Consider the following 13,077-nt stretch of genomic DNA (forward strand, 5'->3'; position numbering starts at 1 on the left):
GAGCTAGTCATGATAGCTCATTGTTGTCGGGTGGACGACACTTGTTACCAAGTGCCGTCTCCCTGAGAACCCAGCGTGCAACTTTCACTGCACTAGGCTCAAGCCTCTACAAAGGCATCAAATGATACCCAGCAACTTATAAAGCAGTGAGAGCAGGTTCAATCCAAGAATTACGAGCTAGCCTTTTGTGTTTTCTCTTTCCCAAGTATTCTTGGTATTGAGGGTCAAAAGGAGTCGCTGCGCTTCGGATTTTCACATGTCTTTCTATTGGCACTTTAGCTATCTGGAAAAGATTAAACTGGCAATCCATATCCTTTATCTTCTGCCAACCGTGAAACTGCCATTGGCCTTTTCGGTTGATGAAGTATTTCAAGGCGATCCAAGATCTAGATTTTGTTGGATGTCGCCTTTTAGCCCAATGCCATAACGCTTGAAATAGTCCGTGACCGACATATCTGAATACCTGCTTAGCTACGCAGTGGCGATAATAGTTCGACCACCCTCTAAGCTTTGGGTTAATCAGTTTGATAAGGTCGTTCACCGGTAGGGTAACGTGCTTTTTGATGAGTCCGCGCAAGTTACTTAGGAACGTCAACGTGTTGGCCTTGCTCGGTTTGATGAGCAGTTTTCCTTTGTACTTCCTATGGTTGAACCCAAGAAAGTCAAAACCGTCGTTGATGTGAGTAATATGCGTTTTCTCTTCGGATAACGTTAAGCCTCGTACCGCTAAAAAGTCAGCAATCAATGGTTTGATATCGTTCTCCAACACTTCCTTTGAAGCGCAGGTGACGACGAAATCGTCGGCATATCCAATAAAGTTAGCTCTTGCGCCTTTCTTAAGCGCAGTAGACTTAATGCGCTGTTCGAGACCCGATAACGTCATCAGCATCAAGGTGGGGGATATAATCCCGCCTTGAGGCGTGCCTTCGTCGGTGTCGTAAAACAGCCCTTTGTTTACAAAGCCTGACTTAAGCCATTGCTCCAACATCCGTTTATCGATGGCGATGTTATCCATCAGCCACTGATGCCCGATTTTATCGAAGCAAGCTTTGATGTCTCCTTCAAGAACCCATTTAGCAGATCGCTTTAGGGCCAAACATTTGAAACATTGACTGACAGCGTCAGCCGTGCTGCGATTTGGTCTAAAACCATAACTATTAGGGTCGGCAAGCGTTTCGGACACAGGTTCTAATGCTAGAAGATGAAGAGCTTGTTGGGCTCTGTCAATCATGCATGGAATACCCAGTGGCCTGAGTTTACCGTTCTTTTTGGGGATGTAGATACGCTTGAGTGGTTTTGCTTGATAAGCTTTCCGACTCAGTTGATTTGCTGCTTTCATACGACGCGTGTCTGTGTTCCAGACAACGCCGTCTATTCCAGGCGTTTTACTGCCTTTATTTTGAGAGACTCGCTTAACAGCAAGAAGTTTTGCTGAGCGAGAGTGAGTCAGTATCCACTGCAATGCTTTTGCTTTGCCGTGCTTACCGTCTCTAGTTGCCTTTGCGATACGCATTTGAAGCTTTAAGACGTTTGCCTCTACGGCCTTCCAGTTAATGGATTGCCACTGTGCACTGTCAGAAGATGCACTAATCTCATTCGAAATCATCATTTGCTTTTCTTCCTTAATAAAGTTCTTCAAACTCTCTCGCAACGAGAGACCAGTTGGAAGTGGGCTCACTTTCGTGACCAGACACAAGTCTGTATCTGCATCGTTACAATGCAGCCTTTGCTTTTTCCAACCTCCTCTACCTGCATCACTATCGGCCACTGCGGCTTTCCCATAGGGAGTGATACAGGCTTACCGTGTTTCACATGTTGCGTGATGTTGGGTTAGATGCCCGCTATGATGCGGAGAGTATATTGATCACGAAAGAGTACTGTCCAACCTCTTTCCTACTCTCGATGCCTTTTGGCCACAGCGTATAAACCACTTCCGCTGCTCATAATATAACGCACCTTATACGGATTCACGTGTGTTCATCATACCAACTCCCTAGCACTCACCCAATTTGTGGTTATCAGGAAGGACCTTGTCTCACGATTTAGTCCCCGACAGACTGTCAGGCCCGTCTTCGTTACATTGTCAGGCTCGCTGCTTTATTCAGAGCCCTAGGGTCAACTGGTGATACAGTTGGTTCACTCATTAGGCGGTGAACAACGCTTCATGCAACCTCACGTCGCACGAACAGAAATCATTTAGATCAGTGCTCTCAATGGCATAGAAAAAATGCGTTTCACCATAAGTGCGGTAGTAATGGCTAAGTCGCTAAATCGACGAGGTCTACCACGCTTGCTTTGTTTGTTTTGCTTCCACTCAGCGATCGCTTCCTCATCAATCCAAAAGGTCAGAGAACCATGGTTGATTAAGGCTTTATTGTACTGCTTCCAGTTAGTTGTTTTGTAACGAGGTTTAGGCATGAGGCTACGACGACTGATGGGGATAGTCTTCTTGATTTAGTTCCATCGATTTAAGCAACAAAGCCACTTAGCTTATGTTAGATTCGTGCAACGAGCCTTACGTTAAATCCAATTACTCCATCGAAAATATTTTTCTAAAAGAGAAATGACAGGTAAAATAAAAAGCTAAATTAATTAGTTTGTACTCAACGTAAAGTTGAACATCCGAACAAAGTTTAACTGAGGTCATTTATATATGAGTAAAAGAGATTTTATAAATTATTTAGAGTGTGAATTTTTACACTACCAAAATTTAACAGACGATTGTAGCCGCAAGGAAAAAAAACAGTTTATCAATGGATTAATGAAGGCATCTCGTTTTTTTGGTGTTAGCTACGATGAACTAAACACCATAGTGAATACTCACAGTAAGGTAAGTGAGCAATCTGATAATTACCTGGACATTCCTGCATTCATCAGACAGGCGAAATAGACTAATACCAATTAAAAATTTGTGAAAGGTTCTGATTTACGTGAAGTTAGTGATGACGAGATATCCCTCGCTATGGCGAGAATAAATTACAGACCAAAGAAGTGTTTAGGCTTTAAACAGCCAGCTGTGATATTCAAAAAATATGCATGGCTGCTAAATTTGGAAGTGTCGCACTTCGGACTTGAGTTCGGGATTATTACTATATGAAGCAATGATTTCTGTAATTTTATGTGAAATAAATAATCAGTTATTTAAATAGTCATTATGAGTAATTTAATAAAACAGTAATTATTATTACATTCTAATGCTTTTATTGTGCCTGGAGAACAATTATGTCTTGGGAATATTTAGTCGTTAATTTCGAAGTCTATTTAGATGATGAGCTCGACACGATGATCTCTATAGAAAAAATACCAGAAAGAATATCATCTATAACCGAAGAAGAATATTATGAAGATCAAATGGTGCAAACCATACTTGATTATATAGGTATAAAAGGTTGGGAGCTTATATCTATTTTGCCTATGTCTAATAATATTTTTTCATATACATTTAAAAAATCACTCGATGATAATGTATTTGTTAATGAAGAAGATATCGAAGAAGAAACTTCTTATTACAATGATGATTCGAGTGAATATTGGGATGAATCTGTATCTGATGCTATAGATTTTAGTAGAAGCGGGCTTGGTTCAAAATTTTAAGATCCTGTTAATCTGTCTCTTACACACAAATCCCTAAGCTACAGCTTGGGGATTTTTTTTGAACTAATTTTACATTTCATGATCTGATCTAAATTGTCACGAACCGTACCGTCCTCTACAGCATTGTAAGCTAAGGCAGAGCTAACAAGTCTTTCAAAGCTTCGTCAGGTATGACATCAATGCCTTTTTGCAACCTCGACACAAGTCACTTTTATAACTTAAAAGCACATAGAAAATAAGTAGAAGCCAAATCTATTCTCCATTTGACACCTTTTTAAAGCTATTGTACTGTTGAAAAAATAGAAGTGTATAGATTGAGTATAGAAGTTGCTTCTATGCTATATGCAGGGCCATTTTTCATATTATAGGAGGTTGTATGGCTATAGAACTACTCATTAGGCTCACTGATGAAGATTTATCTCATGTTACGCTGATCGCTAATAAGCAAGGAGTATCTATTGAAGAGGCATTAAGTTTGTCTCTTCAAAATCAGGTTAAAGCACAAATCGCGAAAGATGAGGAGGTAAAAAAGGTGGATCAAAGTCGCTTAATGAACACAGCATTGCATAATGCATTTATGTTAGATGAAGGCACGGAGTTTTCTCTTACGGAACTCCTTGGTGAAGCGTGGGCTCAAGTAGAGAGCCCTAGAGCTTTTGGGCGTAGTTTCAGGAAAGAGTTAGAATCACTGGAAATTGGTCTGTTATCACATAAGACAGTAGATAATAAGGCCATTTATAAGCGGACAGACATAGGTGAAAAACCTGATTAATAGCCCCAACTTACTCGACACTCGTTCTATACACCACGAATGAAGGCTTGCCAGTTGCAGATCTTCTTCGTTGTTCAGCCCAGAAATTGATATTAGAAAAAATATAGCAAATTATCACTCATGTATTGCAAATGAGCTTTAACTCTAACGTGAAATGGGGCAGAAATGAGCTTTTACTCTAACGAGTAAAGGGGCATAACCTTGTTAGGTTCGACAAGACTATGGTGTATCGCTCTTTCGCATACTTGGCAGGAGATCTCTAGCATCACACTCTAATGCTTCAGCTATTTGGTACAGTTTCTCTAGAGTGATATTCACTTCACCGCGCTCAATCCTCCCCACATAACTTCTATCAATATTTGCGAGCAATGCGAGCTTGTCTTGAGAAATATGCTTTTGCTTTCTCATAGCTACCAAATTGATACCAAGTTTCTTTGCTAAGTCTTTCATTTTTGTTCAGCTTCAAATGGAAGACTATCTGATCTTGATGCAGATATAGCCACGGACTATAATCCTCAAAAGTGCTGATTTTTATGATGAAAATGACAAATACTAAAAAACACCGCATCAATAGGGATGTTTATGAGGCCCTTGCTCCTAAAGAGCTTCAAAGCTTTACAGTAAATGACGTTCGTAACTCACTACGTAATACCTCAGCTGAATATTCTGATCCTTTGTCGTTGAGGGTGTTTGTTGCGCGAGAAGTTAAAAAACTAGTAGATGCAGGTGTTGTGATTGGCTTAGGGAACCAGCGGAATCGTATTTATCATAAAACGCCTCTGTTTTATGAGATCGACTTCTATCTGACACAGAGAAGATATCGCAAAAAGAAAAGCGGTGGGGCAGAGAAAGAAGCGGTTATCGAGTTGCTTCAGTATGAGAAAAATAACCTGGAACGGGAGCGCTCTACCATTGAAACTGAAGTTGAAGAGTATCAACTTCTGATCGAGCGAAGTGAAGAGTTGGGAGTCTTACTGTCACCTTTGTTGCAAACAGCTCAAGACAAGTTGTCAGGAATAGTTACGCGGCTAAATGTTAGAACTCAAGCGATTAATCTTATAACGGAAATGAAACGAGAAAGCCCAACTGTTTGACTTTACCTCTTACCAGTTGGGCTGTGTTAGATTTTAATTCGGTTTACGATTTTTGTTGTCCATTTAAGTAGTTTAGAACGACTTCATGATGATCTTTGGTTTTGAACTTGTTGAATACATGTTCGAGATTACCAGACTCATCGATAAGGAAGCTTGTACGAACCACGCCCATATTCTCTCGACCCATGAACTTTTTGAGCTGCCAAACACCGTACTTTTCACATACAGTGTGATTTTCATCGGCTAACAGCGTGAAGTTGAGCTCTTGTTTATTGATAAAATTAGTAAGTTTTTTGGGTGTGTCAGGGCTGAGACCCAGAACAACAACGTTATGAGCATCTAGTTCAGTTTTAGTGTCACGAAGACCCTGAGCTTGGACAGTACAGCCAGGCGTCGAAGCGCGTGGGTAAAAGTAGAGCAGAACTTTCTTTCCTCTTAACTCGGAGAGCGTAATTGGGTTGCTGTCTTGGTCGTTTAATGTGAAATCTGGAGCGATTTGCCCTGCTTCGATAGCCATGGATTATCCTTACTTTCTTTAATTTACTCTGAAATGAGTTTTCTTATTATCTTAACGTCTAGTTTGATCTATGCTTGATAGTGTTGTCTAGTGGTAACGGCAAACGAGGTTTAGTTACTTTCTAAAATGACCTTCGACGATGTTATCTGGTCTGGCATTAACCACCTTATCCATCGCTTTCTCTCGTTCACTTTCATGTAACATATCCATAAGCTCTTGAACGACTTTTACGTGAGTGGCTGCTTGAGCAGCTAACGCATCCTGATGGTTTTGTGCTTCGCCGTAATACTCTTCTTTTAAATTCTTCTCTCTTATTTTCTCGCTTCTGATTGACTTTATTTCTTTTAGAAGTATTTCAATAGGGGAATCACTTGTTTCATCCTGAGCAACCTGTACTTCTAATGATTTGTTTTTTATCATCAGAATGACGTCGTTGTGTCTTCTGAGTGCGCCAACGGAAAGGCCTGCTTCTTTTTCAACATTGCTATTGTTGATTTTAAGCTTGCCCTTTCGCGCTTTATTACGCAGCTCTCTCGATGTTAACTTTGCTACATCACCGCTCAGCAGCCTTTCTAATGCGTCAATTAGCTTCTTTTTTGTTGTCTGTGACATTATGAAAAAACTCCAAATGGGATGAGTAAGTCCCTAACTTCATTAGGAAAAACGACAGGCTCATAGTCGATACCTAAATCACTCATAATACGTTCTGCCGCTTGAACTTTAATATAAGACTCAGAGGCAGTTTGAGGAGTGAGTTCATTATTTTCAATATCGTAAAGCATGTGAATTTCAGCTTCTTTACGCTTTGCTTCAGCAAATACGGCATCCACGATGTAGTCATTCTTGCAATCTACGCACTCAATTAGGTTAATAAGTGTTCTTAAGCCACATGTGGTTGAAGTGCAATATATCCCAGGCGCTACGGCATGAAGGTGCCGTTTTTTATTTCGAATTTGCTTTTTCCAGAAGTTAAGAGTAAGCATGTCATTATCCACTTTGTCTGTGAATAAGTTACGGTTTGTTTTGGTTATGCTTTTAGCAAACTCTTTGCCTTTACCGCCTGCAATTTTTTCCTTGTTTGCCAATTTTTCATAGATACTCAAATAGACACGGGCTTTTTGGTCGATTCGTTCCTCATCAATTTCGTTCGCAAGTGTCTTTTTCTTTTGTCTGATTTTTTGAAACTTACTGGCATTTTTAGCGTAATGCCGCGTCATTGCCATAGATACATGACTGAACTGTTGTTTGAGTTGTGGAAAGTTACAAAGCTCGTAACCAATTAAATAGTAAGCAAAAGAGCGGCGAAGTTGGTGTGGCGTAAACTCGTAATTGCTACCCAATTCAAACGATAAATTGGGGTCAGATACTTTTAGGTCAGTTAGGTCTTCATTGGTTAGCGCAAGCTCTTCACGCAAAGCATTTTTGAACCAAGCCATAGAGTATTTTCCTATTGATGCTTTGCCTACTTTACTGAAATCTTCTGTTGTTTTATGAAAGAAAGATTGTGAGCTTGAGTCCCTTTTTCTAAGTGGCGTATGCAGCGCTTGCAGGACTTCATAAGCTTTCATACCAATTTCAGTGGTGACAAACTCATCTTGTATTGATTGAGAGCCTTTCACTGTCTTTGATAGGTTTGCATGGATAACGTATATATTTTGGCGGTCAATGATATCTTTCGTGCAGCCCTGAACCGTGTTCAGACTATACATTTCATCGCCTCTCATTCCTGTACGAGCCATTAATCCCCATAAGCAGCCACCATTAAGCATTTTAAAAAGTGATTGAGCCTCTGTTCGATTGGTGATTGTCCACTGCCCAATCGTTAGCTGTCGTTCGCTGTGGAATTTATCTATATATTCGCTTTTTATCTGTGGCTTATGAAGTTGTGCGAGAGCCAGTACTTCTTCTTCATTTGGAGAGCGAAGTGCAGTGAAGGCTTGTTGAAAAGCCGTGGTGCGCTTTTTATTTCTTTCTCCCGATTTGACTAAATACCATGTAATACCACCGTTTTTTTGTCTAGCGTCACCACTGACCAGATACTTAGCATAACCTACATAGGCTTTTTCAAAATAGGTGGTAATGTAATCTGCCAGTTGCTCTAGCTCATGACGAAGAGCGTAAGCTTCATTTATCACCTCCTCTGACTTTTGAAGCCCCATATAGTAGAGCCTTTGTGGAATGACGGTATATTGCTTAGCTTCTTTAAGAGTTAAACCAAAATCTGAGGCGGTAAGTTTTTTATTTAGGTTAACCTTAAAGGGCAACCCCCTAGCTTCTAAATAAAGGCGATTTAACCCGTTGTAAATTTTTTCTCTTTCAAAGTCGATATCGGTAAAGTCTGTTAGCACCCAGGTTTCGAGTTGGTCAAAGTCAAGCGCAGACAACGTATTAATCCCTTCATTTAAGAGCGGGTTGATGACTTTTTTTAGATCATTTAGCGCCTCATAAAGAGTGCAAAAGGAATGGTCATGAGGTGAAAGCCACATCATTTTAAGTATGAGCACTTTAAGTTCATTTTTTAGGTTGCGCTCAACCACTCTACCATCGTTAGTAAACTCTAGTGTGTAGAACTTCTTTGGTTGCGGCTCAATGTGAGACTGCAAGTTTCTCCATGCCTCATCATCGGCAATTTTACCTAATGATTCACCAGTCACCGTAAAGCCTATATCAAGAGCTTCGAGTTCATCCCAATCGCCGCGCTCAATCGCTGGCTTTAACACATCTATTAAGTAATTAGTATGAGCGCCAATGTTTTGTTGCGCTTTAAGAAGCTTGTTTTGGTGCTCTAGGTCAGAGATTTTTATCATGTGAGCCTCCGTAACTACATAGATAGAATTGCATGGTCGATGGATACTCTTGGATGACGACCTTGGGTATTGAATTTTTTCATGGCTTCATCGAATACATCGTTACTTGCCTCATCTAGCGTACACTCAAACGCTTTGATTTTTTCTAGTGCATCCCCTTTCGAGTCAGGGAACATATCAAGCCCTTCCTTCAAAACATCGATGTATGAAATGAGTTTATAGATAGCGTCAACTTCATCTAACGCTTTGGCAGATTGGCACTTGTGGCACATATCAAACTCGGCGCAAGGTAAGTCTGCGTCTAGCGCATAGTTCGTTTCTCGCTGTGTATTCTTACCGTCAATCATAGCTTGCTTCCCATCACAAACTATTCCGTTGGGGTTGGTTTTACGCTTTTTCTCACTTTCCTCGTATGTCAGCATCGGAATGCCGCGCCTTTTAGCAACAGCATCTTTTGCTTTCTCTAAGTCATTATCAAAGAGGTTTTCGATAACTTCGATACCCTGAGAGAGAATGACTTTATTAAGTGATGGAAGCCCATTTATGTAACTTCTCTCTATTGTGTCTCGCTTGTTTTGGAGCAAGCTTTGAACGGCTTGAACCCCTCCCTCCGCATAGGCTTGATTACTGCTCATTTCTCGCCAGCGACTTGATTGAAGAGAGAGGTAGTAATGGTTGGGTTCAACAGACCAACGTTTCATGAGGTTGGCTGAAATAGGGCTAATACCTTCCCAATCATAAGGAATATTATTGGAGGATCTTGTTAAAAGTAGTCGTTTGTATTTCTTAGCCTGTTTGTTTGCTTTTTCTTTCGCATACCGCTCTATATCTTTAATAAGCGTTAAATCACAAGCAGGGGCTTTGAAGTATCCTGTTTCGCCACTTCTATACTTAAAAGAAACGGTAACATTGCCATCGCTATCAATCTCGGAATAGGTGAGCGGAAGTAAAACCCCTTTATACGGTAAGTCTGTGTAGCAAGATAAAATGCAGTAGGCGCTGTTGGTTGCTCCTTGTCCTGCCTTAGTTTTGGAAACTTCCTGCACTTCTTTATGAACAACCGTGCGACCTAAATGATTCGTAACCTTTTTTAACGTGATGGATTGCTGATTTCGGTAGGTGTAAAACAACTCTTTAAACCAAGGTAGATTACCCGCCCGGTGGGGAGATAACAGGTGTAGTTTGTTGACGAGAGCCTTATTTAGTTCTCGCAAATTAAAGGCATTACTGACTTCTGAGTTATTATTGAGAGTGAAAAGCAGTTCAGAGCCATCTTCACTGTTGCCGTAGAGCTTGGATAATCGTTCTAATAGTTTTATAAACTTTACGCCATCACGCTTATTAACGTCAAATGACTCACCCACTAATAGGGCATCGACTTCGTTGCTTGATCGAGGCTTATAGCTTGAAACCTTGACTACTTGCAGGCTCTTATCTCGATCTTCGGTATGAACATGAATTGGGTGGGCAATGTTTCGAATGTTGCTGTCGTTCTGTGAGGTAAAAAAGCACATTAAATGATATGCGGCACCCATCGTAAGGTTGAAGGCCGCGCCAGCATTAACAGCGGTGCCATTTTTGCTTGCAAATCGCGTTTCCAATGATGTCGGGATATGGAGAGTTTCCTCATGCAAGCCAAGACTAATGATAAGCGGCAGAGTTTCGGGTAAAAGCGTATTGTTTTCTTTAGCAGCAATGAGTTGTGGCGCGAGAGTGAAAAATAATGTATCTAATCGAGTGACCAGAAGCGTTTCTTCATCATCTGAGTACCCCTTAAATGGCTCATTTTCTCTTGCAAACCCTCGATGATGCCTAGCCCAATCGGAAACCGGCAAACCGCACCATTCAAGCGCTGTGCGAAGGGTTGAAAGTACAGTTGAAGCGCTTGACTCTTTCTTGCTTAACTCATCACCATGATTGTATTCCCACAGGCGTTTTGAAGGGGTAAACATCTTGATACGATGTCTTAACTCGCCATCGTTGCCTGCATACTTCAAATAGCCACTTTCGGAGAATGGGTCAACTTTTAGTGCATCACAAAAAGCAACGTAGGCGCGTAAACTCTCGTAGCATCCTGTGACGCTTGTTGCTGACTTGCCATTGCTGACATATTGATGAGCTTTTTTGCAAAAAGACCTGATAAATACGGTTCGGTTGCCTATTTTTTTGTTTTCTTTGTTACTCCCAAAATACAATAGGTGAGAAACATCGAACAGCTTTACTCTAGTTTCTCTAGTACCTTTATAAGGAATATCAAGATTCAAAGGAACAACATTTTGATTGTTCCGCACATGCTTGACGGCTTTGGACTGTTTTGCGATTTTACTTTTCGCCATTACGACCAACCTCCGTTGATTTTGAGGTTTTTGGCTTTAGCCATGTTGATTTGGTCGTCCAGCTTGTTCATATACTTAATGTACTTTTCTGTTATTGAGGTGCTTGAGTGCCCCATTAACTCCTTCAGCTCATCCATAAGGTAGTCATAGCCAACATCACGTTCTTTTGACTCATTCCAGAGCCAATGGGTTGCAAAGGTTGAGCGTAAATCGTGAATACGGTAATACCAAGAACGATCCACTTCGCGTATGCGTCTTCGCAGCTTCGAAAAATCCGTTTCTAAAGTATTGACCGAGTAAGGTTTCCCTTTATTTGAAAGAAATAGGTATTCTATGGTATCTGTTTCTTTGCCTGATTGAATAAGGTCATTACGTTTGTTTAGCTTTTTAAGCCGTGCATGACTCTCTTTATATATCTCTAGCTCTTCGTACAGTGTAATTGGAACTTCAACGATACGAGGTTTACTGCCTTTCGTACGAGTAATTTTGAACGGTACTACATCTAAATCACTGCAGTCTGCTATCCCGATGTCACTGGAGGGGAAGTGAGTGGCTTCATCAATTCTAAGCCCTGCCTCGAGACATAGGCGAAAGATTAAATTTGCCGCTTTTGGGAGTGAAGTTGCATGCTCATTAAATATAGCCTTGTGCTCGGGGTGCATCGGCTTAAGCTTTTTATAAGCGGGAGTAGTATCTTTTTTAGGAAACATTCTCATAATGTTGGAGGTTTCATTAGAATGTTCAGAGCCTGGCTTTGTATGAGCCAACATATCGTGATGATTTAACTCATAATGCCTTGTCCTGGTTGTGTAGTGGGTTACAACATTCTGATCATTATTTGGGATGTAGCCGTATTTTTGCATCCATTTATAGAACCCAATCACTGCACTCATATAACTCTTAGCGGTAGATAGGCTTAAAGCCTCGTCGCCATTAGAACCTTCAATATTTTTGCAGTTTGCAAGTAAGAACTCGGCAAACCGCCAAGGTACACCTTCTTCTTCATACTTGGACAGAGTTTTATAGGTTAGGTATTCAGGCGGTATTTCATAACCATCTTCATCCACTTGTGAGTAGTGGGTGGAGTCTAGATAACGAGTAAAAGCTAACAAGCCTTTCGCGATTGAGCCAGTGTCTTTGACTGCAGCTTCCCCACGCAATTTGGATACGAGGTACAGAGATTGTGGATAAACAATAGTCCCATCAGGGGCAATGATGATATCTGTTTTCTTTAGGCGTGATTTCAGGTTGGAAGGAGAAAGGTAAGGGGAATGCGTCACTTCTCCAGTGTCGATATCGATATTTGCATAGTTTTGTAGCTTCGCTAATGTATCCACCTCTATGGAAAGAAGCCAATAGTCGTCGTAAATATCAAAACTCTGTTTTTCATGCGTTCCTATCACAAGACAACCCTCGATATGTTAGCCACATATCAAAGATAGTTTTGTCATAAAAAAAATCCAAGGTTTTATGTCATAAAAAATTTCTAAGGGTGCCCTCTTCTTCATAAAGAGAATCAATAGCATAGACGCCATCGTTTGAGATATCAGTTAGCAAACCAACAACGTCAACCGAGTCTTCGGCTTCTCCTAAATAAAAGGTGCCATATTGACCGCTAACGCCTACATAAACATCGTCTAACTCAGTTGTGCGTTCTTCAAATTCATCTTCAAAGCTGTAGATCTCAAACGCACCAAAGGTCATCAACCCCTCCGTTAGTTGGTGCGAAAATTGGAATTCAGCATAAGCCTCAATGTAAAGATCGAAGTCTTCACTTTTTTCTTGCTCTGGATTATCGGACTCAGACTCTCGGAACAGATCAGCATAGGTATCTATGCCACCAGTCAGTAATACCGATTTCGTTTCGTCAGCATATAACTCAATTTCAGCGTTAGACTGAAATGCAACTAACATACACAACACAACATGTTTGGTTTTCAACATAATAACTCCCTGT

General features: G+C 40.8%; 12 protein-coding genes and 2 pseudogenes. 5 read left to right on the top strand and 9 right to left on the bottom strand.

Features of this window, described 5'->3' with window-relative positions; translation table 11 throughout:
* Positions 1–136: 136 nt before the first annotated feature.
* Positions 137–1,609, bottom strand: coding sequence for a group II intron reverse transcriptase/maturase (gene ltrA, locus VA249_RS22705; RefSeq protein ID WP_176703910.1), 1,473 nt, complete (start codon positions 1,607–1,609; stop codon positions 137–139).
* A gap of 593 nt (positions 1,610–2,202) precedes the next feature.
* Positions 2,203–2,418 (bottom strand): annotated as a pseudogene (locus VA249_RS22710) (transposase); the annotation flags it as partial.
* 235 nt (positions 2,419–2,653) lie between these two features.
* Between VA249_RS22710 and VA249_RS22715 the strand changes: the two are divergent.
* The 4 genes and pseudogenes from VA249_RS22715 (at position 2,654) to VA249_RS22725 (ending at position 4,366) form a co-directional block, all read left to right on the top strand.
* Positions 2,654–2,890: a hypothetical protein gene (locus tag VA249_RS22715; RefSeq protein ID WP_176703608.1), complete on the top strand. Its 237-nt coding sequence runs from the start codon at positions 2,654–2,656 to the stop codon at positions 2,888–2,890.
* Positions 2,891–2,914: 24 nt separating this feature from the next.
* Positions 2,915–3,097 (top strand): annotated as a pseudogene (locus VA249_RS24180) (hypothetical protein); the annotation flags it as partial.
* 125 nt (positions 3,098–3,222) lie between these two features.
* Entirely contained in the window at positions 3,223–3,594 is a 372-nt protein-coding gene (locus VA249_RS22720) for a hypothetical protein (RefSeq protein ID WP_176703606.1), read from the top strand.
* Positions 3,595–3,970: 376 nt separating this feature from the next.
* Complete coding sequence (locus VA249_RS22725; RefSeq protein WP_176703605.1) at positions 3,971–4,366, top strand: hypothetical protein; 396 nt, start codon at positions 3,971–3,973, stop codon at positions 4,364–4,366.
* A gap of 219 nt (positions 4,367–4,585) precedes the next feature.
* On the opposite strand, the gene VA249_RS22730 is transcribed toward VA249_RS22725, so the two are convergent.
* The gene (locus VA249_RS22730) at positions 4,586–4,816 is read right to left on the bottom strand and encodes a helix-turn-helix domain-containing protein (protein ID WP_176703603.1); all 231 of its coding nucleotides are present in this window, start codon (positions 4,814–4,816) and stop codon (positions 4,586–4,588) included.
* 83 nt (positions 4,817–4,899) lie between these two features.
* Here VA249_RS22730 and VA249_RS22735 point away from each other — a divergent pair, with 83 nt between their 5' ends.
* Positions 4,900–5,460: a hypothetical protein gene (locus VA249_RS22735; RefSeq protein WP_176703601.1), complete on the top strand. Its 561-nt coding sequence runs from the start codon at positions 4,900–4,902 to the stop codon at positions 5,458–5,460.
* Positions 5,461–5,503: 43 nt separating this feature from the next.
* Here the strand turns inward: VA249_RS22735 and bcp are convergent, their stop codons facing one another.
* The 6 genes from bcp to VA249_RS22765 all read right to left on the bottom strand — a co-directional run bounded on the left by bcp (position 5,504) and on the right by VA249_RS22765 (position 13,064).
* Positions 5,504–5,977 (bottom strand): thioredoxin-dependent thiol peroxidase, encoded by a 474-nt coding sequence (gene bcp, locus VA249_RS22740; protein ID WP_176703599.1) that lies wholly within the window; start codon positions 5,975–5,977, stop codon positions 5,504–5,506.
* Between the two features lie 114 nt (positions 5,978–6,091).
* Positions 6,092–6,589 carry a bacterioferritin comigratory protein gene (locus VA249_RS22745; protein ID WP_176703597.1) on the bottom strand — a complete coding sequence of 166 codons (498 nt, stop codon included), beginning with the start codon at positions 6,587–6,589 and terminating at the stop codon, positions 6,092–6,094.
* Positions 6,589–8,784, bottom strand: coding sequence for a site-specific integrase (locus VA249_RS22750; protein WP_176703596.1), 2,196 nt, complete (start codon positions 8,782–8,784; stop codon positions 6,589–6,591). Before VA249_RS22750 ends, VA249_RS22745 begins: the two co-directional genes overlap by 1 nt.
* A 14-nt stretch (positions 8,785–8,798) precedes the next feature.
* The gene (locus tag VA249_RS22755; protein WP_176703595.1) at positions 8,799–11,120 is read right to left on the bottom strand and encodes a hypothetical protein; all 2,322 of its coding nucleotides are present in this window, start codon (positions 11,118–11,120) and stop codon (positions 8,799–8,801) included.
* Complete coding sequence (locus tag VA249_RS22760) at positions 11,120–12,523, bottom strand: tyrosine-type recombinase/integrase (protein WP_176703594.1); 1,404 nt, start codon at positions 12,521–12,523, stop codon at positions 11,120–11,122. The genes VA249_RS22755 and VA249_RS22760 overlap by 1 nt, the downstream gene beginning before the upstream one ends.
* 70 nt (positions 12,524–12,593) lie before the next feature.
* Positions 12,594–13,064: a porin gene (locus VA249_RS22765; protein ID WP_176703909.1), complete on the bottom strand. Its 471-nt coding sequence runs from the start codon at positions 13,062–13,064 to the stop codon at positions 12,594–12,596.
* Positions 13,065–13,077 lie beyond the last annotated feature (13 nt).

Source organism: Vibrio alfacsensis (assembly GCF_019670485.1).
Classification (GTDB): domain Bacteria; phylum Pseudomonadota; class Gammaproteobacteria; order Enterobacterales; family Vibrionaceae; genus Vibrio; species Vibrio alfacsensis.